We start from the raw sequence: 26,581 nt of genomic DNA, 5'->3' as shown, positions 1-26,581 counted from the left end.
CGGATAGTCGACTTATCTGCTTTGAAATTGCTGTATGGTAAATCTAAAATTAGCTGTTCTTGATCTCCGTGACCAGTTTGGTCAGGGAATCTTTAGCATCGCCAAAAAGCATAAATGTTTTCGGTTCGAAAAATAAGGCATTGTCGATACCGGCATAACCAGCTTTCATTGATCTTTTGAGGATAATGATGGTTTTAGCATCCTCCACATCCAAAATGGGCATCCCGTATATTGGACTGGCAGGATCTGTTTTCGCAGCCGGGTTCACCACATCATTAGCTCCTACGACCAAAACCACATCGGTGGTTGCGAATTCAGGATTGATGTCTTCCATCTCAATGAGTTTGTCATAACTTACGTTGCTTTCAGCAAGTAAAACGTTCATATGTCCGGGCATACGTCCCGCTACGGGATGAATAGCATATTTTACAATTACACCTTCGTCTTCCAACAAATTTTCAATCTCATGGCAAACGTGTTGTGCCTGGGCAACAGCCAAGCCGTATCCCGGAACGATAATGACTTTCTTGGCGTATTTCATTAAAACCGCGGCATCAGACATTCCAATTTCCTTGATGTTGCCATGTATGCTCAATCCGGGACCTCCTGATGCCCCGCCACCGAAATTGCCCACCAAAACATTGGTCAATGACCTGTTCATGGCTTTACACATGGCCACCGTGAGTATGGTTCCCGCTGATCCTACCAGAATTCCTCCGATGAGCATTACATAGTTGTCGTAAAGAAATCCACCGCAGGCTGCGGCCACACCTGTAAATGAATTGAGCAGTGAAATCACAACCGGCATATCCGCTCCTCCAATTGGAAAAACGAATAACAAACCATAAATCAGGGATAAGCCCAAAATGATATAAAACCAAAAGCTCCCTTCAATTTGTCCAACGGAGAACAAAACGGAAGAAACCAGAATACTCAACAACAATCCAATATTTATGAATTGCTGACCTTTTATACTGAAGTCATTTATTTTTCCTTCCAATTTCCCAAATGCAATCATACTGCCCGCAAAGGATACTGAACCAATGACCAAACCAGCCAGAATAATGACGATCTTTTGACTCACCGCCTCTGCATTATCCATTCCATTTCCATGGGCTAAATGTCCGTATTCAATAAGTGAAATCATGGCTGCACAAGCGCCCCCCATTCCATTGAAAAAAGAAACCATTTGCGGCATGGCCGTCATCTGTACTCTTTTCGCCATGATATAACCTATCAATGTACCAACGATCAGCGCTACGAAAATCCACAATAAATTACCAAGGTGTTGGCCCTGATCATTTTGATATAAAAGATGGTTGCAAATATGGCAATGGTCATTCCGACTGCAGCAATGGTATTCCCTTTGCGCGCTGAATCAGGTTTGCTCAGCATTTTAAGTCCGAGCATAAATGTAACCGCTGCAATTAAATACAGTAATTCAAGTATATGTTCCATCATTTTTTCTTCTTAAACATTTCCAACATTCTGTCGGTCACAACAAATCCACCAACAACATTTAAAGTACCTAAAACCACTGCGATAAAACCGAGTATTAAATGCAAAGTTTCTTCCGCCTGTCCCATCACAATGATGGCACCGATGATCACTACTCCATGAATGGCATTAGCACCCGACATGAGTGGCGTATGCAATACTGAAGGCACGTGTGATATCAATTCAATACCAACAAATATCATGAGAATGATCATATAGATCATTTCAATATTTTCATTGATCAGTTGTAGTATTCCCATTATGATCTCATTATTTTTCCTTGGTGTACAATTCGTGTGGCCTGTGTGATTTCTTCCTGAAAATCATCCACAAAACCATCTTTAGTTGCAAGGTGGGTTAATAAATTAAAAATATTTTTTGCATAGAGTTCACTCGCATTGGTTGCAAGACTGGAGGGCAAGTTGGTCAAACCAACAATGCGAACTCCATTGACCTGCACGACTTCGCCCGATTTAGTCAATTCACAATTTCCACCTTGTTCAGCGGCCATATCGACAATCACCGAACCATATTTCATTTTTTCAACCTGAGCCGCCGTGATGAGTGTTGGAGCTTTTTTACCCATAACCAGTGCCGTCGTAATGACCAGATCGGCGTTAAACAGTGATTTATTGACTGCAGCTTTTTGTTTTTCTAAATATTCCGCTGTGACTTCCTTAGCATAGCCCCCTTCTGTAACGACTCCATTATCTTCCACGGAAATAAATTTGGCGCCAAGTGACTCTGCCTGTTCTTTCGTCTCGGCTCTGACATCTGTGGCTTCTACAACGGCTCCGAGTCGCTTCGCAGTGGCAATGGCCTGCAATCCTGCAACACCTACTCCAAAAATCAAAACCTTTGCGGGCGTAACCGTTCCTGCAGCCGTCATCATCAATGGGAAAGCCCGGGTCATATAGTCTGAACCCAGCAAAACGGCTTTATAGCCGGCAAGGTTGCTTTGGCTGCTCAAGACATCCATGCTCTGTGCTCTTGAAATGCGAGGGATGGCATCCATTGAAATGGCAGATTGTCCTGCGTTTGCGATACTTTGACAAATTTCAGGATGGATCAGGTGGTAAAGCAGAGACATCCAAACCAGGCCCGGTTTACCTTCAGATATTTCAGTTTGATTCGGAGGATTGATCTTGATTGCCACATCTGCTTTTTGAAGCAATGTTTTCCGGTCTGATATGATTTGTGCTCCGGCCTGTTCATAATCCTGGTCTCTGAAGGCAGAACCTTCTCCGGCAGCTTTTTCAACGAGCACGGAGTAACCTTTTGCCAAAAGTTGCTTCACGACTTGTGGTGTACCTGACACCCTCAATTCACCTTCTCTGCTTTCTTTGAGAATACCAAGAATCATTTCTTTAATTTTTTGAAGGTGCAAAAATAAACTAAAACAGTTATTCAGGAAGACTATTTTAAGCCAATAAAAAGCAAAGAACTAAAGCATTGGCACATACCAACTTGAACTCAAAGGATATGATCAAAGAATTTAAAAATATTTGGAAAATCTCGCAACCGACAATTCTTTAGGAATTTCTGCGGCTGCAAATAACATTTGGCTTAAAACCTTTGCACAATAAGGAGCCAATGAAGCACCTTTGGTACCCAGACCATTAAATACTATTAATCGCGGATCCCCGGGGTGTTTGCCTAAAACTGGTCTTCTGTCTTTAACCGCAGGCCGAATACCTGTCTGCATTGATAGCATTTGAAATTCGACGGGTATCACATTTTTTAAAAACTCATATTGCTGTTGAATTTCTTTCTGATTTATTTCAACTGAGAGTTCATTCATTTCAAAATTTGAACCGCACCAATATTGGTGATCGCCAAGTGGGATGATGGAATAAGCATCTTTAAGTACAAAATTCCAATTTAAGTCTTTTGCATAAAAGATGATGCAATCCCCTTTCAAGGGCATGAGAGGAATTTTATTGAAATATGAATTATCCCTGATCCTAAATCCTTCGGCAAAGATGATCGCCTTATGTATGGCAACATCCCGCCACTGCAATTGTTTTTCGGAGATCTTCAAATCATGCTCCTCAAAAACTACGTTTCTGAATTTACCGGAATCATTTAATGACTTCCTAACAACTGTTAGTAAGGTATCTGTATGTAATCGATAAGCTTTCTCAATTTTACCGTAGTTGTTCATTTTTAAAGATTCAATATTTGCCGGCAACTTCCGTACGACTTTTGATAGATAGGGTTCATAATAAGGATCTGCCAACCTTGCCATCCATGCATTACAGTCCATTTCCAAATATAAGCGTTGATAGATTGGATGTTCAAACAACAATTGAATCTTATATTTATTTTCAAGCCTCTTATAAAACTCTAAAAAATCGGCCTCCAATTGTGTATAATTCCAACTCAAAACAAAACGCATACCTGTGACCGGATTAATCATCCCGGCACTGACGGCAGTTGCCTTACCGGGAAGTGGAGCGTCTACCAAGAGGAAATCCTGAGCTGATTGCTCAAATGATTCTGCTAACACCAAACCTGCAATTCCGCCACCGACGATCAAATAATCTGTAGCGCTCATTAAAATCTATCTTTTACAGGCAGAGATGCGGCCACCAATTGATACGAGTGATCTAAAAGTTCCTTTAGGATTTTCGAAGAGAGATTCCGTTCAAAATCTATCGTATTCCAGTGTTTTTTATTCATGTGGTAACCCGGTTGTACTTCCATATGATTTTCTCTGAGTAAAATGGCTTTTTCCGGATCACATTTCAGATTGACCTTTAGACTTACTTCATTCAATCCAGTGATTGCAAAGATTTTACCTTTTACTTTATACACCAATGTTTCTGGTCCAAAAGGAAACTCTTCAGTCACAAATGATTTGTTCAGACAATACAATCTAAAATCTTCAATATGCATAAGGCAAATATCCAGGTAAAATTCCGATATTTACACGATGATTTCGCAAAAGGCAAGTCTTATTTTGTTATTGGTCTCTACTTTGATGTGGAGTCAAACTGTAAATGGGCAATACCAACAACAAAAACTCTTTCCAACAGATAGTGGTTATTTATTAATTCAAAAACTGGTCTCTTCCTTCAAACCTGCTACTGTACTCGATTATGCAAATGCACGTGTAAAAATGTATACCGAAATCTACAATATAAAAGATACTGTAGAATGCGTCTATACCAAACACGCACTTTATCTTGATCCGCAATATTCAGATCCGATAGGATATCTATCAAAAAACGGAAATGACAATGGCATCAATTGCGAGCATACATTCCCACAAAGCAAAGGTGCAGAAAACGGAAATGCCAAATCAGATATGCATCATTTGTTTCCATCTCGTGCAGCTGTAAATGAAGCCCGAAGTAATTATCCTTTCGGAGAAATAGATGATCCAAAGACAAACAAATGGTTTTATAAATCTATCTCACAAAGCTTTGTTCCCGGCACCAACAAAAACGAATTTAGTGAATCCATTTCCGGCTTGTTTGAACCCAGAGAAGATCATAAAGGCAATGTAGCTAGAGCCATCTTTTATTTCTTTACGATGTATGAGTTGCAGGCAGATGTATCTTTTTTCGAAAACATGAAACCCATTTTGTGTTCCTGGCATTTACAGGATCCCGTTGATTCATTGGAATGGAATCGAAGTCAGCAAATAGCCCAATTTCAAGATCAAAAACCAAATCCATTTGTGCTGGATTGCAGTTTGGCAAGAAGGTGTTATTGTGCAGCTAATGCTGAATGTTTTCCGGTAACTCATGTGAGTACTTCTGAAAGTGCCGAGCAAATTATTTATCCAAATCCATTTCAACAAAATTTATATTTGAATTCAAACATATCAAAACAAGAATTGAATATTCAGTTGTTTGATTTAAATGGACAACTCAAATTTGAGCGTAATATTGAATCCCAACTCCATGCAAAAGCAGAACTTCCATTAGCAGATTTACCCAAAGGATATTATACACTTGTGCTAAGTCATCGACATCAGGTCTTCCAAAGAATCCGGGTTCTTAAATTTTAGGTGAAAGTTTTTAGCCTCTTATTTTACTTCTTTTTTACATATTAGTTATTATACTTATTCGTATTTAATTGTTAATCAATTAAATACATACAATAATTTTATGAAATTTTATTTTCTTGCTAAATGTGGCACAATTTATGTGCATGCATTGCCATGGCAATCAACTTAAAAGAAATCAATCGCAAGCATCTTTTAAAATCAGATGTAGTCTATAGAATAAACCATGGTTTGTGTAGCCGTTTGGTAAATTTCAGAAATGGAATCATTTACCTGGAAGTGATGTTTACCAATAAGTGGAAAAAAGACTACGAAGAAACAACAGAAGAGTTGGCTTTTTGCTGGAAAGAGCGCAATGAAGAATTGCAAAAAGCAATTGGTTGTAAAGTTTATATCATTGATGCCAGAGAATTCCCCTATAAGAAGGAACTATATCTTCAATCCGGAGTGGCCAGCTATGATGCCAAAAAAGGAATGTTATTTGATATAGATCATCTAAATTAAAATCAGTCCGTTTTCAATTTTAGAAAAAAATTATTCTACCCAATCAGCCATAAATAAGTTGGTATCATGAGTACCGCCATTATTTCTATTGGATGACCAAACAATTTTTTACCATCCGGTGAAAACATAGGAAAAGAATCAAAAATCGGATCGAAAGTAATTTTTTCAAGACCCTTACCATCCACATTGATCATGTATAAATTAAATTGGAATCCCCTATCGCTTGCGTGATTTGAAGAAAAAATGATCTTTTTACCTGAAGGATGGTAAAAGGGCGCCCAATTGGCTTTCCCGAGTTTTGTAATCTGTTTGTAATTACTTCCATCTATGTTGCAGGTAAAAATTTCCATTTCAGTTGGTTCCACCAGACCCTGAGCTAATAAATTGTAATATTCCATCCGCTTTTCAGAAGTAGGTGGTCTTGATGCGCGAAACACAAGAGAGTTCCCATCAGGCGAGAAGAACGCGCCCCCATCATAGCCGGGAAGAAAGGTCACCTGCTTTTTATTTTTGCCGCTGATATCCATGGTCCATAAGTTCAGATCTCCTTGCCGGAGTGCGGTATACACTATTTTATTGCCTTTTGGGGAGACCGTTGGTTCGGCGTCATATCCTTCAATATTGGTAAATTGAATCTTAAGATTACCCTTCAAATCTGCCGCATAAATGTCATAAGTTTTATAAATAGGCCAAACATACTTCCCCCCCTTTTTTCGATCAGGAACGTGCGGACAGCCAATGGTATCAGAATGCGTGGATGCAAAAATGATCAGACTATCTCCTGGCATAAAATAAGCACAGGTCGTGCGGCCGTCTCGCAAAGAAATTCTTTTCGGAGGATTTTTTGAAAGGTCGTCTGTATGAGGATTAAAAACAAAGATCTGATCGCAGGAAACGCCCCATGCTGCATTATCTGACTGGAAGACCAGCATTTGTCCATCAGAACTCCAATAGGCTTCCGCATTATTTCCTCCAAATGTCAATTGTTTCACATTTTTAAGATGAATTTCTTCCGGATAATGAATGCGTCCAGTATCCATTGCTGTAGTAGCAGGGGTACTCTCTGCTTGCTTTTGTTCTTCCTTTGGTTTGCAGCTGGCAAAGAAAAAAATGCCCAAAAGAACAATTGGTGTAATTTTTGATATATGCATATTTCTGAATCTTAAATCATGAATCAAGTTAAAGTCCCCTCTGATATCGATATTGCTCAATCAGTAAAGCTCGTTGGAATCGTAAAAATAGCTCAAAAGTTAGAACTGAATGAGGATCAGCTCCAATTATACGGCTCCTACAAAGCAAAACTTCCTTTGGAGCTTATCGACGAACAGAAACTCAAGAAATGCAAACTCATATTGGTATCTGCTATATCGCCAACACCAGCAGGTGAAGGTAAAACAACAACCTCTATAGGACTGGCCGAAGGACTTAATAAACTTGGTAAAAAGACCACTGTAGTCCTTAGAGAACCATCATTAGGACCTGTATTTGGAATCAAAGGCGGTGCTACTGGAGGTGGATGGTCACAAGTTTTGCCGATGGAAGATATTAACCTGCATTTTACAGGAGACTTTTCGGCTGTAGAAAAAGCACATAATCTGCTTGCGGCGCTCATCGACAACAATCTTCAAAATAAGAAATACGGCCTCGGACTTGATCCAAGAACCATATCCTGGAAACGAGTGATGGATATGAACGATCGTTCGTTGCGAAAGATTACGATTGGATTAGGAGGTACCGGAAATGGCATTCCGCGCGAAACTGGCTTCGATATTACAGCAGCCTCAGAGATTATGGCTATCCTTTGTTTGGCTAAAGACCTCATGGATTTAAAAACAAGGATGGGAAATATTTTTATAGGATTTACCTGGGATCGAAAACCCATCTATGCAAGAGATCTCAAAGCAGAAGGTGCTATGGCTGCTCTTTTAAAAGACGCCATCAAACCCAATTTAGTACAAACACTTGAAGGCAATCCAGCCATCATACATGGAGGCCCATTTGCAAATATTGCACAGGGAACCAATACCATTGTTGCAACAAAACTAGGTATGTCCTTATCTGATTATGTTGTCACTGAAGCTGGATTTGGATTTGATTTAGGCGCAGAAAAATTTTTAGATATTAAATGTAGAACTGCAGGAATTTCTCCGAATGCTGTTGTCATCGTTGCTACAGTTCGTGCATTAAAATATCATGGTGGCAAGTCTTTGAAAAAGCTTTCAGAACCGGATGCAGCGGCCGTGAGCAAAGGCTGTGAAAATTTAGAAAAACATTTGGAAAATGCAAAACAATTTGGCTTACCTGCGATTGTTGCTATCAATCGGTTTACAGCTGATACTGATGAAGAATTACAAACCATTAAAACTTCCTGTGAAAAATTAGGAGTACAAGCAGTATTCTCTGAAGTCTGGGCCAAGGGCGGAGAAGGCGCACTCGAACTTGCAGAAAAAGTCGCCGCTCTTGCAGAATCCTGGACCAGTCCTTTTATTCCATGTTACGACAACTCCTGGCACCCTATTGATAAAATTGAAGCAGTCGCGCGCAAAATATATGGCGCCTCTAAAGTAGAATACAGTGTAGAAGCCAAAGCAGATTTGAAAAAAATTGAAAGTTTAAATTTGAATCATCTTCCTATTTGCATTGCTAAAACACAAAAATCACTATCTGACAATCCAGATCTCATTGGTCGTCCTACCAATTTTACTTTAACTGTGAGACAAATCGAAATTGCTGCCGGTGCAGGATTTATCGTACCCATCACCGGAGAAATGATGCGGATGCCAGGTTTACCTGATGAACCGTCTGCAGAAAAAATAGATATTGATGCGAACGGAGTGATCAGTGGATTGTTTTAATGGATGACAGAAATTCAGTATTTGAGACCGGTGATTTTGCAAAAAAGTGCAAAGATGATGGAGTCCCGACATGAAGATCATGTTCAATAAAATGGAGATGATTATGTCGGGAGGAGGATGGAGTATAGATTATGGAGTATAGAGTATGGATTATGTAGTATGGAGTAAAGATTATGGAGCAATGTGTTTGCAGAAATAATTATGGGGATTTAAGATTGATGTTTCTGAATAACTTAATGCTGTAATCCGTTTAGTTATTAGCATTTTACTACCCAAGATACTGTAGCGTACCTACGGCACGCTGTGGAGCGTTGTTACCTTTTTTTTACCAATATTTTGTCCCTACGGAACATGAACATTTGTCAAGAGTTAATAGTCAATTGTTATCCCGACAGAAGAAGCCTTTTATTGATAATAACTTAATGATGTCGGGAGCACAAAGCAATATTCTTTGAATAAGTCAAGTTACAAAAACAAATTGAAAATAATTGTATTATTGTTGAACGAACATTCGTTAGTGCGTGTTGTTTTCTAACAGTCTAACAGACTGGAACAATGGTCAATAATTAAGGGTCAAGAGTCAGTTAAAATTCTACACACTTACAATACTCCTTGCAGACTAACAGACTATCAGACTAACAGACTATCAGACTATCAGACTGGAACAATGGTCAATAATTAAGGGTCAAGAGTCAGTTAAAATTCTACACACTTACAATACTCCTTGCAGACTAACAGACTAACGGACTAAGACCATCAGACTGGAACAATGGTCAATAATTAAGGGTCAAGAGTCAGTTAAAATTCTACACACTTACAATACTCCTAACAGACTATCAGACTATCAGACTTCTTCCAACATCCCTCCTTCCTCACCTTACTAACGTCAGATTAAGCGCTCCTCTTTAATCAATAATTAAACAACAGCATTTTTTTAGATCCGATTTTCTTTCCATTAATATACAAGCTATAGATATAAGTTCCGCATTCATAAGCATGCCAGCCATAATCGTAAAGCACTTCATTGACTCCTTGCTTTAAATGCAAGGGAATATTTTTAATAAATCTACCTTCATCATTATTGATGGTCAACAAAGCTTCCTTAATTGCTGAAATCTGATTCACCATAATGGGGATCATGGTCAGTTCATCGAAAGGATTGGGTTGATTTTGCAATAATTCAACGACAGGTTTGCTTTCTTCCAAATCTTTTGTCCGGGAAGGAACGCGAATATTGTATTCCTGACCGAACATGCTTATCCAATTGAACTCATCTATACCGGCTGCAGTAATATAATATTGAGTTGGAGTCAATCCTTTCATTTCCACAATGGGCTTGTCAGAAATAATAAGTGTATCGTAATACACACTATTGATTCTCCTCAATCCGAATATAAATTGTCTGGCAGATAGAGGATTTAAAATTTCTGCAATCAATGTTCCGGGACTGGTGCTGAGTTGCAATACAAAGGGTGACAGCACATTGCTTGCAGCATTACATGCAGCTAAAGCATTTACTAAAGTATTATTGCGCATATAATTGAAATTGACAAAAAAACTATCCATCTTTCCGTCGCCATTCCGGTCGACACCCAAGATATCACGTGTGCTGTGTTGCCTGTCTTCGTAACCCGGCTGATCGGGATTACCATCACCGTTCTCATATGAAGATGTAAACCGAATTGAAGTATAACCTTGCTCTCTGAACGGGATGTGATCTCCTCCCCGACCGGTTCGATCTTCGCCGTACATCACATCGATCTTTGGAGCTTGCGGGTAGACGGGTAGCAGATTTTTTTCTACCAATAAACGAGTCATCCGTGCTAGATTCTTAGGCATACTGTTGGTAATACCGGAAGAAAATATGCGTAGCCTCAAACTGTCAACCAATGCCGGGCCGGGACAACCCGGAGGAGAAGAAGTTATTCCACACTCTATCCCACCCACAATGTCGTTATTGAAAACGGCTTTAATTTGAATATTGTTTTGTTTGCAAAATGTTGCAAAAGCTCTTGACCCCCCAAGACCTTGTTCTTCGCCCGTACACCAAATAAGAACGATCGTACGGTTTAAATGCATAAATCTCAAGACACGTGCCATTTCCATTAAGAGTGCACTGCCGCTCGCATTATCATCAGCGCCCTGCGCCATACAACTGGTATCGCAAGGTTCTTCGCACCTACTGTCCAAATGGGCTTCAATGATGACCAGTTCATTTCTCAAATCACCGGTACCCGGAATGACTGCCAGAGCCTGTGTATGCCTTAAACGCTGACACATGACATAATCAAACGAAAATTCTGCGGGTATTATAGTTGAAGCGGGTTCCGCACGCCATTGATTTAACAGATTGAGGATATGATTTCGTGCGGCCAGAATACCTTTATTTGGATAGACCGGGTCATCGTTGATCGTATTCCTGTTTTCAAAGGAAACTATGGCTTCAATGTGTTGTTTTAATGAATCAATCGAAATCAGGTTTACCAGAGTTGCAGGCAATTCTGCATCGGCCAAAATCAGCCTGTTATCGAAAGAATCCGCTGGAAAATTTCCTTTTAGCAAATTCAGAATATTGGGATCTGATAAACTAAAATTGGATTGTGAAAAACCGAGACTCACAAGACCAAATATCATCAATATGGCACTTACATAAACTTTCATACAAGAGGATTTATGTCCGAAGATAATTTTATTCTATGAAATGATTGCGAGTATTTCACCTCACCTCCAGCTCCTCTCCACTATGTGGTGAGGAGGGTTGTTTCGTGTTATTATTGAAATATTGGTTTCGTTTTGATGATAAAATTCTGGCTATTTCAAATTTGCTCTCATTGGGAAAGGGTGTTTCAATATCTAAAATTTTATCATATTGTGTTCTTTATTAAATTTCACAGATTCTGAAAATGAAAACAGAAGCAGGTATCCGGCATGTAAAAACTATTCAAACCCATGGACAATTTTTAATACATGATGATGTGGTCAGTGTTGAAGAACCGCTGGAGATCGTACTTCGTTATTTCCAAAATGAGCAAATCCAACATAAAACCTTAAGCATAAGCATGCGGACGCCGGGTCATGAAAAAGAATTGATTTATGGATATTTATTCAATGAAGGCGTTCTTAACAAGCCCGCAGAAGAGATCAGCCAACTTGAATATCGCTTTGATTGCAATGCCGAACAAAGTGAACAACAAACCATAGTAGTTCATTTAAAAAAAGGTGTGATTCCCAATATTGAGTCCTCAAACAGGCACTCATTTAGCAATTCCAGCTGCGGCGTTTGTGGTAAGACTTCTATAGATCTCATGTTGGATCAATGTATATATCTTCTTAAGAAGGGTTATCCAAAAATGAGTATTCAAAACATTTATAAACTTCCAGAAAAACTATTCAATGTACAAGCCTCATTTCGCAAAACTGGTGGCATTCATTGTTGCGCATTATTTGATACAAATGCAAACCTGTTACATTGGGCTGAAGATGTAGGTAGACACAATGCCATGGACAAACTCTGCGGCAAACAAATGCTTGATAATGGAATTCCACTTCAGGATCACATCATACTTTTAAGCGGCAGAGCCAGCTTTGAATTGGTATATAAGGCTAGCATGATTGGTTGTCCATTACTCGTATCCATCGGAGCGCCTTCAAGTCTGGCAATTGATACAGCTGAATCTTTTGGAATGACTTTGTTAGGCTTTGTAAAAAGCAATAGCGCTAATATTTACACACATCCAGAACGCATCCTTGAATTCAAGAGTCTTTAAAATTATGAACCATTAAGAGGATTGGATTAACTCAGTTTGTTTTCCAAAATGTTCGATAAATGATCTGAAGTCATTTGCAAGTTCCGTGTTATTTGTCGCACGCATATAAGTGTCGCATAACGAACGCAAACTATAGTACATAAATCTATCCATTTCACTCATTTGAAAATCGCTGGTCCACAGGTCCAACTTCATGGTATCTTTTGATTGCTCTTCAAATATGGATAATAAAAATGCTTTCGCTTTAACCCAGGATTCCTGATTTTCATCAGCTCTCCATTCGATTTGATCAGGGATTTGCTGCTCGTCGAGGTGAACTCTTAATTGTATGTATCTGTGTGCTTCCATATTATTGTTTTGGAACCAGTAAAGTATAATTTCTGCAATGTTGTGTGCCAAAAATACCTAATGCATTTGGTACATTTCCTTCAATCCGGATATAAGATGAAAAAGGGCCCTGTCTGGTTCTACTTGCTTCCAATGAATTCCAAAACTGGAAATGATCGCCGGTAATATTGCACCATTTAATTTGAATCGTATCCCCTCTTTTAAACAATCCGGAGTTATCGCCAAAATCTTCATCCAAACTCTGGGCCTTAAACAAAGGAAACTCAAATCGCTTTCCATCAAAGAAAACATCATCTGTTACTGAATTTAGATCTGGTATTAGGCGTTCTCCTTGCCCTGCAGTAAAATACCGATAAAAATCGGTGCTAAGCGGATTGTCGGCAATTATGCAAAAGAGTTGGGCAAAGGTATCGTTGTTATTGCGACCGGGTGGTTTTTCGAACCAAAAACTATCTATAGAATTGTAAAAGGCATTTCAGCATTTGCAATGGTCGTATCTCCATTACTTATAATTTCAAGTGTATACTGGCGACCTGCCTGTAAATTTATTTCTCGTGATATATCAATATAGGCACAAAAGTCAGTCAGCACACTGTCAGGATTAAAACCAAATTGTCGAATCAGCTCCGTTCGAAAAGGTTCCTGGATATCTTTCAAACAAAACTCTTGCAAAATAACCTTATCAGTGCCCTGGATAACTGCAACCTGAGCTCCGCGAACGTAGATATTGTTGATCACATCGGGACCAAGGTCATTATTAAATGGGAGCGAATAGGTAAGTATGCAGTATGGCGGAATAACATCATTACTTAGTTCCAGATACGATTCTACTACCAACTGCTTTTCGTAAATTTTAGTGGAAGGAAAATATTCATCCTCACATGAAATCATCATTAGCACAACGATGGAAAGTAGCCATTTATTTATTACATTAATCATTCTCATATTTTCTTGAAAGGTTCCAATAAAAATTCCATGTTACAGAAGGTATAATGGTGAAGATAGTTACTTCGTATGCCTTAACTGATGCATTTCCTGTAAGTACATCAGAAGAAAAATCATTATAAGTAAAAAAGGAATTTCGGTTATTATAGACATTATAAATACTGAACGCCCAACTTGAATGAAAGGATTTTTTTGATTTAGATTTTTTCTCATAAACAAAAGAAAGATCCATCCGATGATAGTCATCGAGCCGTTGGCTGTTTCGTGGTCCATACTCGACATTAGGTCGGCCTTCGATGATAAATAAACTCTTTATAGGTGTGAAAGTTTTGCCACTTGCATAAATAAAACTTGCTGAAACATCCCAGTTCTTCGACAAACTATAATTCAATACCAATGACAAATCATGAGGTCGATCATAAACAGCAGGATAAACTCTGCCATTTTCAATTTCGTCAAACCACCTTTCCGTTTTTGAAAGCGTATAGCCTATCCAACCTGTAAATGCGCCTTTGTTCTTTTTGATAAATAGCTCTACTCCGTAGGCCCTTCCATCCCCTTCTACAAATTCAGTTTCCACATCTGCGCTAAAATTTTCGACATAACTTTCCCGATAGTCCAGTTGATTATCCATTCTCCTATAGTAAACTTCTACAGAGGTTTCAAAAGCATTGTCCATAAAATTTCTGAAATATCCGGAAGCAATTTGTAATCCTTTTTGTGGTTTTACTTTTTCGGTACTTGGCACCCAAACATCTGCCGGCAAAGTACTACCGGAATTGCTCACCAGATGAATGTATTGGTTGCTCCAGGTGACTCCAGTTTTCAAAGATGAATTTTGCCCGATAAGCCAATTGGCAATCAGACGGGGCTCGGGGTTAAAATATGTTTTAATGATCTCGCCACTCTGAAACTCTTTTTGTTGAAGCAAAGAAGTATACGGACCTACATGCATAAACGCTGATAATCTAATCCCTAAATTCAGTTTCAACTGGCTGTGAATACGCCATTCGTCGAGCGCATACAATTCAAGTTCATGTCCAAACTTTGGTGTGAATTCAGTTGAAAAATCAACTTCACCATTTGTAGCAGTGACCACATTCGGACTCAATTTATGGTAAGTATATCTCGAACCAAATTTCCATTGATTGTAAGGATTTGGATAATAATCAGCGTCTGTTTTTACAGTGATGTTTCGAACACCAGACTTAATATTAAATTGAAAAGCTTCCTGTCCGCCGCTTAATCTAAAATCATAATTATTGGTTATCAAAGAAACATTTGAAAAGAATTTATCAGACCATAAATGATTCCATCGAACTGTGCCGGTTGCATTCCCATAAGGAAGCTCGATACTAAAATCACGCTCCACATTTTTAAACTTAAACACATCGCGACCAAAATAACCACTCAAGTAAACGCGATCCCGATCACCAAATTTATAATTGACTTTGGCGTTGAGGTCATAAAAAAAGTAATTCGTGCCTTCAAATTTGGTTTTGTTGATAAAAGGTTGGGCCAGGTCCAGGGCATAGGTCCTTCTTCCTGATAGAATAAAAGAACTTTTGTTGCTTGCTAATGGGCCTTGCACCGTCAGTCTACTTGCGATAAGACCTATTCCGCCTTCAGCAACAAAATCTTCATTATTTCCTTCCTTCATTTGAACATCAATGACCGAAGACAATCGTCCGCCATATTGTGCAGGAATAGTGCCTTTGATAAGGGTTACATTTTTAATGGCATCTGAGTTAAAAACGCTAAAAAAACCAAACAGATGCCCCGTGTTGTAAACAATTGCTTCATCCAATAAAACGAGATTCTGATCTGGACCACCGCCTCTCACATAGATCCCGGATGTGCCTTCTGATGCCGATGAAATACCTGGTAAAAGTTGCAAAGACTTTAATAAATCTACCTCCCCAAAAAGTGCAGGCAATTTTTTCACGGTTTCCATATCCAGATCGATGGTTCCCATTTCTGCATTTTCCACATTTTTTCGCGGATCTTCTGCAGTTACTACAACTTCATTTATTTGCAAGCCTTCTGAAAGAATGATGTCTTTATGGATATTATCATTTAATTGAATTGACAATAAGTTTGGATGATAGCCCAAATAAGAAAAAACAAGTTTATGATCTCCTTTTGGCAAGCTAATTGAATAAAATCCATAGAGATTACTAACAGTCCCTATTTGAGGTTTATCTGCAAGAAATATATTCACACCAATCATGGTTTCACCTGTACCAGCTTCTTTGACATACCCGCTAATGGTATACGATTCTTGTGAAAATGCTTTTGTATAAAATAAAAATGCAAAAAATAGAATTTTTAGGGATTGCCTCATTTTAAATATTAAGTGTTAACTATGGTCATCAAACAAACGAAAGGCTGATCGGTTTTAAATGAAAACCATTATTTTTTAATTTTCTTAAAATGCCGAAAGCACCATACAAATGGGCGGCGCCGCAGGTATAAAAGCATTTTTGATGCGGAATGGTTTTTAAAATTTTTAACAACATAATTTCATTGCGTTCATAGAGCATACTTTTTCTGTTTTTACCAAGCATGCGCTTGCTTTCCTTGTACAAAAAGGAAATGTTTTCCTTTTCATAATGAGCAATCATTTTTTTTAATTTAATTCTGGCTTCTCTGGATTGCGTTAATAATTTTTTTAACAATTTCAGTTGTTCGGAAATTGGATAATCGTGTAATACATTAAAATGTTGATGGATCTCTTCCAGGCCAAATGTAGTTAGTCCCGATGCCTGTGCCAAATCCCATAATGACTGATCAAAGCTCTTTGATTGGGATTCGCCAAGCATATTCATGGTGATCAAATGAATGAGTAAAATTGGATGAAAGCTGTGGTAATCGCTTAAAGAATAGCCAAATTGTTTTTGACAAGACTTACTGAGTTTCTCAAATTGATTTTTTCTCCATAAATGACTCCATCCACTACCGTCCCTGATTTGAAATAATTCAAGCATCGGTACAGATAACATATCATCAAGGTCCACTTCTGCAGCGAATGCATCACATTGAGAAATTAAATCCTGAAAGAGTTGACTGTGTTTTTCAAAAAAAACACTATTCATATGAATGGTACCTAAAATAAATGATGACTTATGATCGGGTTTGTCTATGGACCACAGCAAACCTTCATTAAAACCCATAATAAGCCGACATCATTTCACACATTTATTCTATATCCTCTAAGCGGATTGGTAATTTATTAGAAGATTTTACAATAGACAAGGTCATTAAAGTTTTTAGTCTTTCGACTTCTTTGATTTGCGAAAGTTTGCGAAACAATAAATTTTCATAGGCTTGAATATCTTTACAGACGACTCGCATGAGGATATCGGCATCACCTGTTATAACATAACAATCCGTAATTTCATCAATCTCTTTAATCTTAGCGACAAAGCTGTCCATAGAACCCGGAATATGCCAGGCGAGATTAATCAATACAAATGTGCTGATCGATAAATTTACTTTGTTCGGGTTGATCTTTGCGTGATAACTTTCAATGATCTCCAATTGTTCAAGTTTCTTGACTCGCTCTAAGGTAGGTGCTGGAGATAAGCCAATTTTACGGCTTAATTCGAGGTTTGTGATTTTGCTATTTTCCTGCAAAAAATTAAGTATTCGAATATCTACTTTATCTAGTTTGTCTGCCATAATTAGAATAATAATTTGTAAATTACCTCAATTAACGGCAAAAATAAAATATTATTTTGAAATTACCTTATAAACTAAAAAAATATGAGGTTAGCTTCTTAAACTCAGAATCGTTATTAGAATTCTATTAGGTGCAAGACTTAAAAACACTTCCGGCTGGTTTAGCTTTTCAGCAAGGCTGGATTTAAGCAAATTATGTCCGGCTGGGCTTACAGGTTAGCATTACAACTTATGACGAGTTAGGCTCATGGCTTACTCTTGAATTCTTCCATTTCCATTGTTCAGAAAAACGAAAGTATTGTAAAACGCAAAGTCTAAAGTTATCTATGGAAAAATTCCCAAACTGGCGTAATCGTTGGAGATTTTATCCAGGGCAGCTACGAATGCGGCACTTCTCAATCCGTCGATTTTAGGATTCCCTTTATAAGTTTCCCAAATTTGCTGGAATGCGGTGACCATCGTTTCTTCCAAACCTGAACGAACCAGATCAATTTCATCAGCACCTCTGGTCAGGAATTGCCTTTCTTTTTCTCCAATGGTTTTGGAAGTCAATTTCTCAATCAATCCAACAAAATTTGAGTACGTATTGGAGTCGAAACGTTTTTCCATGCGGCCAAAACGCATATGAGACAAGTTTTTAAGCCATTCGAAATAAGAAACCGTAACTCCACCGGCGTTCAGATACATATCCGGCACGATGAATACGCCCTTTTTGAAGAGTACTTCTTCAGCTTCGGCTGTAACCGGACCGTTTGCAGCTTCCCCAATGATCTTTGCTTTAATTCTTGAAGCATTCTCGATGGTGATTTGATTTTCCAAAGCAGCGGGAATGAGCATATCACATTCGAGTTCCAAGGCTTCCTCCCGGGTATTTAAAGTTTTTGAACCTGGAAAACCGATAATACTTCCATTGTTTTCAGTGCGGTATTTTAAGAGCTCTGTGAAATTGATACCATTTTCATTATAAATAGCGCCTTCATATTCACTCACAGCGATAATCTTGATATCACCTTCTTCCTGCATGATGCTACCCGTATAAGAACCCACATTACCCAAACCTTGGATAACTACTTTTTTTCCTGCCAAGCCTGTGGACAAGCCTATTTTCTGCATTGCATCTTTGGTGTCGCACATTTCGCGAAGTCCATAAAATACACCTCTACCTGTAGCTTCTGTTCTTCCCCTGATACCATTTTGACTAATGGGTTTGCCGGTAACGCAACCAGCTGCATCAATATCACCACCTCTAAAAGTCAGAAAGGTGTCGTAAATCCAGGCCATTTCTCTGGGACCTGTCCCATAATCCGGTGCAGGAACATCGATACCAGGACCAATGAAATTTTTGCGAATGAGTTCAGTGGTGTATCTTCTTGTAATTTTTTCCAATTGTTCCTCAGTATATAACTTTGGATTAATTTTTACGCCCCCTTTTGCACCGCCAAATGGCACATCGACGATGGCACATTTATAGGTCATCAAGGCCGCAAGTGCTTCTACTTCTTCTTTGTCAACATGCTCATTGTAACGGATCCCTCCTTTAGTCGGCAACCGATGGTGACTGTGCTGGGCGCGAAATGCATTGATGACTTCAATTTGATCTCCAACGCGTACTGGAAATTTCATTTCATAAACTGCATTGCACACTTTAATTTGTTCAAGAATACCCTTTGGGATAGTAGTATATGAAGCAGCTTTGTCAAAGTTTTGGTTGACACTGCCCAAAAATGATTGCGCCTTATTGTTGCCCATTGTTTATTTTTTTTTCAATTTTTTGAATGCGTTTCTCTAGATATAATAAGAACAGAACAATTCCGATGAAAATTATTGATATGACCCCGTATACAACATACATTTTGCCTGCTTGCCGCATAAAATCGGCAGAACTTATGGTCATAAGAGGATTCAAATGATCCCATAAATTAAATCCGATCCAGGTTGTTATTTTAGTCATTTTTCATAAAATACTGCGCGAAATTGAGCTTAAATTCTTAAAATGAAAAGTATTTTAGAAATTATTCTCAGATTCGTCTAAATGCGATTTAATTTTATCGAGTCTATAAAGCAAACTTGCCAGCCACAGTCCCATCAACATCAATGCAAATACGGAAGGATAAAAGATCAGGCGTAAGGCATTATCCATATCGTCAGATCCAAAAGCGGGATTACCGCCGTTGCCTGGATGCAGGCTATCTGTAAGCCTTGGCAATACAAATATTAATGGGATGACTGCGACCAATGCGAAAATATTATAAGCAGCTGCAATCCTTCGTTTTCGGTCAATATCTTCTACAGAAGCCCTCAATACCAGGTAAGCTAAATATATTAAAATGCTCAAAGCGGCCATGTTGAGTTTGATGTCAGTTGTCCACCAGGTTTCCCAGGTATAACGTGCCCATAAGGAACCCGTAGCGCAGCCCAAGAGTCCAAAAAATATACCGGTACGTACCAAGGCAAATGCTTTTAAATCATACTCAGGGTCTGGATTTTTTAAATACCGGAAACTAAAATACACGGACATACCGAGTAATAAAAACATAGCAAACCACAGGGAAACATGAAAAAAGGTATTTCTGATGGTTTCAACGAGAATGTTCCGATAGGGAAAATGCAATTTATTTTTTTGGTGAAATTCATTCAAATTGCCAGGAGACCAGGCGAGCATTCCATTTTCAAAATGAATGCTATCCTGGACAATGATTACTTTGGCAGGTATTACCGCAGCGCCATCCAGCGGGCTATCAACGATGACACTAAACAAAGAAACTTTAACAATATCCGGCAAAAACTCAGGCAATTTGAAATGCGCTCTTAATTGGACTGGGCTTAGCACTTCCACTTTACTGGCTGCGAGCATTAAACGCTTACCAAGATGGTGATCCTTTTGCAGAGGTTTCAGGAAAACGGAAAGCTCACTGGCAGCATTGTATTGACTATTGTAAGCATAGATATCGAGCTCTATTTCCTGCCCTGCCTGGAATCTATCTGGTTTGACGTCAACGATACCATGTTTTAGAGGTGTCAACAAGCCTCTGTTGAGTACTATTAAAAATAACACCGCCCCTAGAATTTTCCACCAGATCTGATTTGGATGCATGATCAATTTTTCCAGCTCAAAGGTAAAAGGATTAAGACGAAAGCAAAAGCAAACAAATCGATTGCTATAATGGGATAAGACTTGGTCAAAATAACATTCAAATCATTTCCTGAAAGAATTGCCGCAGAACAGGCGAATGCAGTGCCTAAAAGCGGAAAACAAAGAGGTAAAGTGATAACGACCATCAGCATTTGCCTTGAGTTGCCATGACTTGCAATAAAAGAAGTAAAGCTGGTCAGACAAGCAAATCCAAGACTCACCAGCGTTAGTAAAAACAGCCAGCTCAAATGCAATCCCTTTTCAATCGGCAAAAGGATATTATAAACAAACAATAATAAAATCCCCAACACCATCAAGGTCAATGTGAGAAAGATCCATTTGGCCAAAAACAGCTGCATGGGACTGTAAAGCGTAAGATTATAAATTCTGTATTTGATATTATCCTCTTCATAAACTCTGGCTGCAGAGAAAAAACTGAGAAAAAGAAAGACCAGCCAGTACAACAGATTCCAGACCTTAGGCTCGATGTTTCCGGAAAAGAAATAGACTAAAAAACTGACACCAGCCAGAAAGCTGATTAAGCCACCAATCTGAAAAGGATTTCTCCACTCGGAAATCACTTCTTTTTGGAGCAGGTGAAATATTTGCATTAGACAAATGTAAGCTGAATATCAGTATATTATATAATGATTTTTTATAAATTATAAATTTATGTCCCACAATGAATTATAAATTATAAATATTTATAATATATTTGTATCCAAAATAATTGATATGCGCAGCATTATCATCAGTCTGGTATTTTTACTTTTATCAGGAAATCAAAATATTTCCGCTACGCCCAGTCCATTATCGAAAGCGAGTTATGTGACCATCAAAGCCCGAGAAGGAGATGGTGTATATTCTATGCTTCGAAAATATAAGCTTTTGGAAGATCCGGCCAATCTCAAATTATTTTATGCCATCAACAAGATGAAACCTAATTCTGAGCTAGTGAAAGGCAGGATCTATAAACTTCCATTATTTGCTCATCCGCATGATGGGAGAAGTTTAAAAAGCAGTTTAGGCTGGAATGATGGTACCCTCCTAAAAGGGCTTGAAAATTATAACAATTACCTTGTAAAGGAAAAACTCAAGCCTGGAAGCAAAACACCAAAGACACAAAAAATTTATGTGCCTGAGATAAATAAAATTTTGCGATCCTGGGCTGATCAAAAAATTGAAAAAACGACTAACTCCGATGATAAATCAGATAAATTTGTTGCCGCACAATATTTAAAAAATGATAAACCTATTGTATCTCAAAAAGAAACTCAAAAACTCGACCGCAAGCAACAATATTTAATCGCCGGGATGGGAAAATCCTCTGCTGTTTCAAATCTGGTTGCTGAAAGAAAGTTAAGTCCAGGTGAAGTAGAATTATTGAACCCGGAAACGAATCTAACCTCATCACTAGCAATTGGGAGTGCTGTGAAAGTGTCCTCAAAATCGCTGAATGTACCCTTGTTTGGAAAACGATACGAAAAAGTAGATGTAAAAACTGCAGATCTGAATAATCAGGTCTTTTACATCGTACCCGGTCATGGCGGACCAGATCCGGGTGCTATTGCTAAGAATGTAGATGGTCAATACACTATTTGTGAAGATGAATATGCTTATGATGTGAGTTTGCGTTTGGCTAAAAACCTAATGGAGAATGGCGCCATTGTTTACATCATCGTTGAAGATGAAAATGATGGTATTCGCGATGAAATGTATCTGGATTGCGATCAAGATGAGACGAATATTGGCGGATATAAAATTCCGATTAACCAGAAGAAAAGATTAAAACAGGGAATATCTAAAGTGAATAAACTGTATAAAAAATATAAAAAGAAAGGTTTTGCAAAACAATGGATGTTATCATTACACATAGATGCTCAAAGTGAAGCAAATAGGCAAGACGTTTTCTTTTATTATCAATCAGAAAGTACTGCCAGCAAGAAAAAAGCAATAGATATTCAAAATGTATTTGAAGAAAAGTATCAGGTCTATCGAAAGACCCGGGAATACAATGGAACGGTGAGTGCACGGCCTTTGTATGTAGTCCGAAATTCCGATCCAGAGCCGGTATTTATAGAGCTGGCCAATATCCACAATCCTGAAGATCGAAAGAGGATACTTTTCCCAAAAAACAGACAACTGTTAGCTGATTGGATCACGGAAGGATTTATGAAATAATCGTTCAGACTTTAGTTATTCTTATAGTTCATGATAAAAGTTCTGATTGATGATCCGTTTGGAAAACTGAGTTTTTCTATCGCTCCGATGCAGTCTTTGACAGAGCAGAGCAGATACCCTTTGATTTAACTGTCTTCATAAAGCAAACCACATCCGCGAGATTCAGACGAGTCTAATCTACCCAATATCTGCAGTGACCCATCTGAAGAAATGACACCCATATCTGAAGTTTGCAAAAACGAACAAGTGTTTATGTTTGCCAAATCCACAATTCGGATACAACCGCGTTGGCCTACAGATAAGGGAATCCCAGGAATCGTAGGATTGGTTACAGAAAATTTCAACCAAGGTGCAGCCCGAAATTTTTGAGGCTCCAAGGCATAAGCTTGTGAGGTCAATTCCGTCATTCCATATTCACCAATCATCCGGATTCCCTTCATTTTTGAATACATATCCTCCAAAAAATCTTCGTTGCTGACTTCCCGTCGTCTCCCCTTCATGCCTCCCGTCTCGATGATGTGCAGTCCGGAATAATCACCAGGAAAGTGATCTGCAAAGTCCAGCAGTGCAAACCTGACTCCGAAAAGTACGGGCACTTTGTTTCCCGAATTCATTTTTAAAAAAGATTGCAATGCATTAAATTCATTTATAAAAAATGCACCCTTATTTTGACTTCCCGATTCATCCATAAAATATTGCACCATATTGACAAGAGAGGAATGTTTCCGCTCCAAATAACCTGGCAATAAAGCACTAAATGTAAAATTGCTCAAGCTACCAAAGTGACACTCAAAACAATTCTTTGCAATGAAATGATACCAGTCAAGAGATCTGATCAGATGTTTTGCTAAATATTGTTTTGTGGTTCCACTTGATTCAAAATAAGTTTGCGGTATCCAGGTTCCGGTTTTAAGCTCCCTATATTTAAATACTTCAACTGGCATATGAGGAATGTGATCTAAACTCTTGATTTTAGCTGGTTCTGTCGATAAATTTTTCAAAAATTCAGCATAAACAAGATTATGTGTTGCCTGATATTGAAAAATTTGGAGGGCAATCTCCTCAAACGATGTTTCGTTTACATTCAAAAGTCTATCTTCGAAGTTCATATTCGTCAAATGTCTTGTCACAAAGCTCAGTATATTTCAGCAAAGACCTGTATTGCAGGGTTTATTGGCTGCTGCCTCCTTTTTTCTTTGATCCATTGTACTTCAGAAAATCCAGGAGATAAAACACCAAAGATAGAGCTCATTGGTTTAAGTAAGTCTAGCATGATCCAAGGAGATTTAAACCAGGATTCATTGTGGCTGGAGTTTCGCTTCGAAGATGGAGATGGTGATTTTGGATTTGGAAGCACTGATGCAAGGTCTGAAGTTTTTGTTTACGACGAGCGAACCCAAAGTATATATGATCGTTTTAAAATTCCAGATCTTCCACCTTCAAATGGTGCTTTGCAAAAAGGCAATATCCAAGTTTTATTATTCACGACCTGTTGCCTGTTTCCAAATGGGATACCTCCCTGCAGCAATCCGCCACAATTTCCAGTAGATAGTCTTCAGTTTAAATTAAACATTTTGGACCGTGCCGGAAATATGAGCAATTTCATTTTCACAGAAAAGATCGCATTACTATGTCTGTGAAACCTTTCGCTTTCCTGGAAAGTCAAGTGGCATTTACCAGATCGATCATGCCTTGTATGGCTTCTTTGGTATGCCCGGCCAAAACCGTTTTTCCGGACCACATGACCGGCCTTTTTAGGAAGGTATAATCTTCCAATATTAATTTCCGATAATCCTTTTCGGTCAGGACTTTATCTTTTAATCCCATGGTCTGATATTTCACAGCTTTTCGGCTAAACAATGCTTCGTAGGATCCTATCAATTTGGCCATTTTATCCAGTTCATCTGCTTTGATCTTCGTTTCTTTGATATCTTGCAAACTGCAAACAGAAGTATCAAATGAGTTTAGTATTTTTTTACACGTACCGCAGTGTGTCAGGTGAAAAACTTTTATTTTCTTCATGTTAGGATAACTTATGGATACAAACTGGATTACAAATAAAGATGGAAGTATTTATCATTTAAATATTTTTCGCGACGATCTAGCAGATACGATTATCACGGTTGGCGACCCAAATCGCGCCGAACAAGTTAGCAAGTATTTTGACACCATTGATATTTGCAAACAAAGTCGCGAATTTATAACTACTACAGGATCTATAGGTTCAAAAAAAATCAGCGTCGTTTCAACCGGCATTGGCGTAGACAACATTGATATTGTGATCAATGAAATTGACTATTTATTCAATGGCCACAGTATTGATGAGTGCACGAAAAAAGGATTCACGCCATTAACTTTTATAAGATTGGGCACTTCAGGTGCTATACAAGATACCATTCCGATAGACAGTCTACTCATCAGTAGCCAGGTCATTCATAGAAGTTGTTTTCTGTCCTATTATCCTTGTGAAGCCATAAAAAGGATGCCGGAAATCGAAGGACTGAGCGGCTTCCCGGCTATGCCGGTCTATCTATGTGAATGTGATGCAGCATTGTTGAGCCATTTCAAATGCCGAGAATTTTTAGAAGGAACAACCATGACCTGTGATGGATTTTATGTACCCCAAGGAAGGAGCAACCGCTTATTAGAAAATAAGCTTTTAGAAGACTGGAGCCGCATAGAAACTGAAGAATTTGGAATCATTTGTAATCTGGAGATGGAAACTGCCGGAATTTATGGTTTGTCAAAATATTTTGGGCATCGTGCTATATCCATCAATGCCATATTGGCTAACAGAATAAACCATCAGTTTTCAGCCAATCCGGAACAAACGATTGAAAAAATGATCAAAATAAGTTTGGAAAAGATCTTAACTCTTTGAAAACAGTTCCTGGGCTTTTTGGTGATCTTCTAAAAATTTTTGCAAACCGATATCGGTAAGCGGATGTTTTAAAAGAGATAAAATGGCATCGAGGGGACAAGTCACCACATCTGCTCCGGCTTTTGCAGCTTCTACGATATGGAGTCCATTGCGAATCGAAGCAGCCAGGATTTCTGTCTCATAACTCTGTAGCGAATAAATGTCGAATATATCGCTGATCAGCTGCATTCCATCCCAATTGGTGTCATCGATACGACCTATAAACGGAGAGATATAAGTAGCTCCGGCTTTAGCGACCAAAATAGCCTGCCCGGCGCTGAATACCAGGGTACAATTGGTTTTAATGCCAAGACCGGTCAATTCGCTGATGGCTTTAATTCCATCTTTGATCATTGGTATTTTAACGACGATATTTTCAGCGATTTCGGCAAGGTCTCTTGCCTCTTTCATCATGCCTTTATATTCGGTGGAGATAACCTCTGCGCTGACATCTCCGGCAACCAAATCGCAGATTTTTTTATAGTGCCGGTAGATATTTTGCCTACCGGTGATCCCTTCCTTGGCCATTAAGCTGGGATTGGTAGTGACACCATCCAATATTCCAAGATCTTTTGCTTCTTTGATATGGTCGATTTTGGCTGTGTCAATAAAGAACTTCATGGGGAGGAGATTTACTGGTAAAATGTAAGAGCTCATCGCACCGCTCGACCACTCACCCTTGCTGCATTTCTGCCCTGGGGGATTCAGCAGGAGCTGGTCGTGAACTCTTACGGC

At 38.6% G+C, this 26,581-nt stretch carries 24 protein-coding genes and 2 pseudogenes; 7 read left to right on the top strand and 19 right to left on the bottom strand.

The annotated features are described in order from the left end of the window. Positions 1-49 precede the first annotated feature (49 nt). The 5 genes and pseudogenes from IPM92_05740 to IPM92_05720 form a co-directional block, all read right to left on the bottom strand. Positions 50-1,461: pseudogene (locus IPM92_05740) on the bottom strand (NAD(P)(+) transhydrogenase (Re/Si-specific) subunit beta). Beyond that, positions 1,458-1,757, bottom strand: a complete 300-nt coding sequence (locus IPM92_05735) for an NAD(P) transhydrogenase subunit alpha (GenBank protein MBK9107881.1) — start codon at positions 1,755-1,757, stop codon at positions 1,458-1,460. Before IPM92_05735 ends, IPM92_05740 begins: the two are co-directional and overlap by 4 nt. Further along, positions 1,757-2,860, bottom strand: a complete 1,104-nt coding sequence (locus tag IPM92_05730) for a Re/Si-specific NAD(P)(+) transhydrogenase subunit alpha (GenBank protein MBK9107880.1) — start codon at positions 2,858-2,860, stop codon at positions 1,757-1,759. Before IPM92_05730 ends, IPM92_05735 begins: the two co-directional genes overlap by 1 nt. 132 nt (positions 2,861-2,992) lie before the next feature. Further along, a complete protein-coding gene (locus IPM92_05725) occupies positions 2,993-4,054 on the bottom strand; it encodes an FAD-binding oxidoreductase (protein ID MBK9107879.1) in 1,062 nt (353 codons plus the stop codon). Beyond that, positions 4,054-4,395 (bottom strand): MmcQ/YjbR family DNA-binding protein, encoded by a 342-nt coding sequence (locus IPM92_05720; GenBank protein ID MBK9107878.1) that lies wholly within the window; start codon positions 4,393-4,395, stop codon positions 4,054-4,056. The genes IPM92_05725 and IPM92_05720 overlap by 1 nt, the downstream gene beginning before the upstream one ends. A gap of 37 nt (positions 4,396-4,432) precedes the next feature. Between IPM92_05720 and IPM92_05715 the strand changes: the two genes are divergently transcribed. Beyond that, positions 4,433-5,515, top strand: coding sequence for an endonuclease (locus IPM92_05715; GenBank protein MBK9107877.1), 1,083 nt, complete (start codon positions 4,433-4,435; stop codon positions 5,513-5,515). 123 nt (positions 5,516-5,638) lie between these two features. After that, the gene (locus tag IPM92_05710) at positions 5,639-6,016 is read left to right on the top strand and encodes a hypothetical protein (protein MBK9107876.1); all 378 of its coding nucleotides are present in this window, start codon (positions 5,639-5,641) and stop codon (positions 6,014-6,016) included. Between the two features lie 30 nt (positions 6,017-6,046). Here IPM92_05710 and IPM92_05705 read toward each other — a convergent pair. Next, positions 6,047-7,167: pseudogene (locus tag IPM92_05705) on the bottom strand (PD40 domain-containing protein). Positions 7,168-7,185: 18 nt separating this feature from the next. Here IPM92_05705 and IPM92_05700 point away from each other — a divergent pair. After that, a complete protein-coding gene (locus IPM92_05700) occupies positions 7,186-8,871 on the top strand; it encodes a formate--tetrahydrofolate ligase (GenBank protein ID MBK9107875.1) in 1,686 nt (561 codons plus the stop codon). 909 nt (positions 8,872-9,780) lie between these two features. On the opposite strand, the gene IPM92_05695 is transcribed toward IPM92_05700, so the two are convergent. Beyond that, the gene (locus tag IPM92_05695; GenBank protein ID MBK9107874.1) at positions 9,781-11,532 is read right to left on the bottom strand and encodes a M28 family peptidase; all 1,752 of its coding nucleotides are present in this window, start codon (positions 11,530-11,532) and stop codon (positions 9,781-9,783) included. Between the two features lie 242 nt (positions 11,533-11,774). On the opposite strand from IPM92_05695, the gene fdhD reads away from it, so the two are divergent. Continuing rightward, positions 11,775-12,638, top strand: a complete 864-nt coding sequence (gene fdhD / locus IPM92_05690; protein MBK9107873.1) for a formate dehydrogenase accessory sulfurtransferase FdhD — start codon at positions 11,775-11,777, stop codon at positions 12,636-12,638. 12 nt (positions 12,639-12,650) lie between these two features. Here the strand turns inward: fdhD and IPM92_05685 are convergent, their stop codons facing one another. The 9 genes from IPM92_05685 to IPM92_05645 all read right to left on the bottom strand — a co-directional run bounded on the left by IPM92_05685 (position 12,651) and on the right by IPM92_05645 (position 21,356). After that, positions 12,651-12,986 carry a gliding motility protein GldC gene (locus tag IPM92_05685; GenBank protein ID MBK9107872.1) on the bottom strand — a complete coding sequence of 112 codons (336 nt, stop codon included), beginning with the start codon at positions 12,984-12,986 and terminating at the stop codon, positions 12,651-12,653. Position 12,987: 1 nt separating this feature from the next. Next, the gene (locus IPM92_05680) at positions 12,988-13,443 is read right to left on the bottom strand and encodes a DUF4249 family protein (GenBank protein MBK9107871.1); all 456 of its coding nucleotides are present in this window, start codon (positions 13,441-13,443) and stop codon (positions 12,988-12,990) included. Then, positions 13,440-13,925 (bottom strand): DUF4249 family protein, encoded by a 486-nt coding sequence (locus tag IPM92_05675; protein MBK9107870.1) that lies wholly within the window; start codon positions 13,923-13,925, stop codon positions 13,440-13,442. The genes IPM92_05680 and IPM92_05675 overlap by 4 nt, the downstream gene beginning before the upstream one ends. Next, on the bottom strand, positions 13,918-16,275 hold the full coding sequence (locus IPM92_05670; GenBank protein ID MBK9107869.1) for a TonB-dependent receptor: 2,358 nt from the start codon (positions 16,273-16,275) through the stop codon (positions 13,918-13,920). The genes IPM92_05675 and IPM92_05670 overlap by 8 nt, the downstream gene beginning before the upstream one ends. A gap of 28 nt (positions 16,276-16,303) precedes the next feature. Next, complete coding sequence (locus IPM92_05665; protein ID MBK9107868.1) at positions 16,304-17,104, bottom strand: TraB/GumN family protein; 801 nt, start codon at positions 17,102-17,104, stop codon at positions 16,304-16,306. Between the two features lie 25 nt (positions 17,105-17,129). After that, complete coding sequence (locus IPM92_05660) at positions 17,130-17,612, bottom strand: Lrp/AsnC family transcriptional regulator (GenBank protein MBK9107867.1); 483 nt, start codon at positions 17,610-17,612, stop codon at positions 17,130-17,132. 324 nt (positions 17,613-17,936) lie between these two features. Then, a complete protein-coding gene (locus IPM92_05655; protein MBK9107866.1) occupies positions 17,937-19,361 on the bottom strand; it encodes a Glu/Leu/Phe/Val dehydrogenase in 1,425 nt (474 codons plus the stop codon). A gap of 256 nt (positions 19,362-19,617) precedes the next feature. Further along, the gene (gene ccsA, locus IPM92_05650; protein ID MBK9107865.1) at positions 19,618-20,706 is read right to left on the bottom strand and encodes a cytochrome c biogenesis protein CcsA; all 1,089 of its coding nucleotides are present in this window, start codon (positions 20,704-20,706) and stop codon (positions 19,618-19,620) included. Positions 20,707-20,708: 2 nt separating this feature from the next. Then, on the bottom strand, positions 20,709-21,356 hold the full coding sequence (locus IPM92_05645) for an ABC transporter permease (protein ID MBK9107864.1): 648 nt from the start codon (positions 21,354-21,356) through the stop codon (positions 20,709-20,711). Positions 21,357-21,480: 124 nt separating this feature from the next. Between IPM92_05645 and IPM92_05640 the strand changes: the two genes are divergently transcribed. Then, entirely contained in the window at positions 21,481-22,926 is a 1,446-nt protein-coding gene (locus IPM92_05640; GenBank protein MBK9107863.1) for an N-acetylmuramoyl-L-alanine amidase, read from the top strand. A 125-nt stretch (positions 22,927-23,051) separates the two neighbouring features. Here IPM92_05640 and IPM92_05635 read toward each other — a convergent pair whose 3' ends face one another. Beyond that, positions 23,052-24,035 carry an acyl transferase gene (locus tag IPM92_05635; protein ID MBK9107862.1) on the bottom strand — a complete coding sequence of 328 codons (984 nt, stop codon included), beginning with the start codon at positions 24,033-24,035 and terminating at the stop codon, positions 23,052-23,054. A 9-nt stretch (positions 24,036-24,044) separates the two neighbouring features. On the opposite strand from IPM92_05635, the gene IPM92_05630 reads away from it, so the two are divergent. Further along, positions 24,045-24,566, top strand: a complete 522-nt coding sequence (locus IPM92_05630) for a hypothetical protein (protein ID MBK9107861.1) — start codon at positions 24,045-24,047, stop codon at positions 24,564-24,566. Between the two features lie 22 nt (positions 24,567-24,588). On the opposite strand, the gene IPM92_05625 is transcribed toward IPM92_05630, so the two are convergent. Further along, on the bottom strand, positions 24,589-24,948 hold the full coding sequence (locus tag IPM92_05625; protein MBK9107860.1) for a hypothetical protein: 360 nt from the start codon (positions 24,946-24,948) through the stop codon (positions 24,589-24,591). Between the two features lie 13 nt (positions 24,949-24,961). Between IPM92_05625 and IPM92_05620 the strand changes: the two genes are divergently transcribed. Beyond that, positions 24,962-25,807, top strand: coding sequence for a nucleoside phosphorylase (locus IPM92_05620; protein MBK9107859.1), 846 nt, complete (start codon positions 24,962-24,964; stop codon positions 25,805-25,807). Here IPM92_05620 and fsa read toward each other — a convergent pair. Then, complete coding sequence (gene fsa, locus IPM92_05615; protein ID MBK9107858.1) at positions 25,796-26,467, bottom strand: fructose-6-phosphate aldolase; 672 nt, start codon at positions 26,465-26,467, stop codon at positions 25,796-25,798. The genes IPM92_05620 and fsa overlap by 12 nt on opposite strands. Positions 26,468-26,581 lie beyond the last annotated feature (114 nt).

This window comes from Saprospiraceae bacterium, assembly GCA_016719615.1.
Taxonomy (GTDB): Bacteria; Bacteroidota; Bacteroidia; order Chitinophagales; family Saprospiraceae; genus Vicinibacter.
The sequence above is the reverse complement of the archived record's forward strand: the minus strand, read 5'-3'. Positions and strand labels throughout refer to the sequence as shown.

Excerpts from the sequence above, each read along its gene's own strand:
- IPM92_05735 (MBK9107881.1), bottom strand. The coding sequence starts at position 1,757 with ATGGGAATACTACAACTGATCAATGAAAATATTGAAATGATCTATATG.
- IPM92_05730 (MBK9107880.1), bottom strand. The coding sequence starts at position 2,860 with ATGATTCTTGGTATTCTCAAAGAAAGCAGAGAAGGTGAATTGAGGGTG.
- IPM92_05725 (MBK9107879.1), bottom strand. The coding sequence starts at position 4,054 with ATGAGCGCTACAGATTATTTGATCGTCGGTGGCGGAATTGCAGGTTTG.
- IPM92_05720 (MBK9107878.1), bottom strand. The coding sequence starts at position 4,395 with ATGCATATTGAAGATTTTAGATTGTATTGTCTGAACAAATCATTTGTG.
- IPM92_05715 (MBK9107877.1), top strand. The coding sequence starts at position 4,433 with ATGATTTCGCAAAAGGCAAGTCTTATTTTGTTATTGGTCTCTACTTTG.
- IPM92_05710 (MBK9107876.1), top strand. The coding sequence starts at position 5,639 with ATGTGGCACAATTTATGTGCATGCATTGCCATGGCAATCAACTTAAAA.
- IPM92_05700 (MBK9107875.1), top strand. The coding sequence starts at position 7,186 with ATGAATCAAGTTAAAGTCCCCTCTGATATCGATATTGCTCAATCAGTA.
- IPM92_05695 (MBK9107874.1), bottom strand. The coding sequence starts at position 11,532 with ATGAAAGTTTATGTAAGTGCCATATTGATGATATTTGGTCTTGTGAGT.
- fdhD (MBK9107873.1), top strand. The coding sequence starts at position 11,775 with ATGAAAACAGAAGCAGGTATCCGGCATGTAAAAACTATTCAAACCCAT.
- IPM92_05685 (MBK9107872.1), bottom strand. The coding sequence starts at position 12,986 with ATGGAAGCACACAGATACATACAATTAAGAGTTCACCTCGACGAGCAG.
- IPM92_05675 (MBK9107870.1), bottom strand. The coding sequence starts at position 13,925 with ATGATTAATGTAATAAATAAATGGCTACTTTCCATCGTTGTGCTAATG.
- IPM92_05670 (MBK9107869.1), bottom strand. The coding sequence starts at position 16,275 with ATGAGGCAATCCCTAAAAATTCTATTTTTTGCATTTTTATTTTATACA.
- IPM92_05665 (MBK9107868.1), bottom strand. The coding sequence starts at position 17,104 with ATGGGTTTTAATGAAGGTTTGCTGTGGTCCATAGACAAACCCGATCAT.
- IPM92_05660 (MBK9107867.1), bottom strand. The coding sequence starts at position 17,612 with ATGGCAGACAAACTAGATAAAGTAGATATTCGAATACTTAATTTTTTG.
- IPM92_05655 (MBK9107866.1), bottom strand. The coding sequence starts at position 19,361 with ATGGGCAACAATAAGGCGCAATCATTTTTGGGCAGTGTCAACCAAAAC.
- ccsA (MBK9107865.1), bottom strand. The coding sequence starts at position 20,706 with ATGCATCCAAATCAGATCTGGTGGAAAATTCTAGGGGCGGTGTTATTT.
- IPM92_05645 (MBK9107864.1), bottom strand. The coding sequence starts at position 21,356 with ATGCAAATATTTCACCTGCTCCAAAAAGAAGTGATTTCCGAGTGGAGA.
- IPM92_05640 (MBK9107863.1), top strand. The coding sequence starts at position 21,481 with ATGCGCAGCATTATCATCAGTCTGGTATTTTTACTTTTATCAGGAAAT.
- IPM92_05635 (MBK9107862.1), bottom strand. The coding sequence starts at position 24,035 with ATGAACTTCGAAGATAGACTTTTGAATGTAAACGAAACATCGTTTGAG.
- IPM92_05630 (MBK9107861.1), top strand. The coding sequence starts at position 24,045 with ATGTCTTGTCACAAAGCTCAGTATATTTCAGCAAAGACCTGTATTGCA.
- IPM92_05625 (MBK9107860.1), bottom strand. The coding sequence starts at position 24,948 with ATGAAGAAAATAAAAGTTTTTCACCTGACACACTGCGGTACGTGTAAA.
- IPM92_05620 (MBK9107859.1), top strand. The coding sequence starts at position 24,962 with ATGGATACAAACTGGATTACAAATAAAGATGGAAGTATTTATCATTTA.
- fsa (MBK9107858.1), bottom strand. The coding sequence starts at position 26,467 with ATGAAGTTCTTTATTGACACAGCCAAAATCGACCATATCAAAGAAGCA.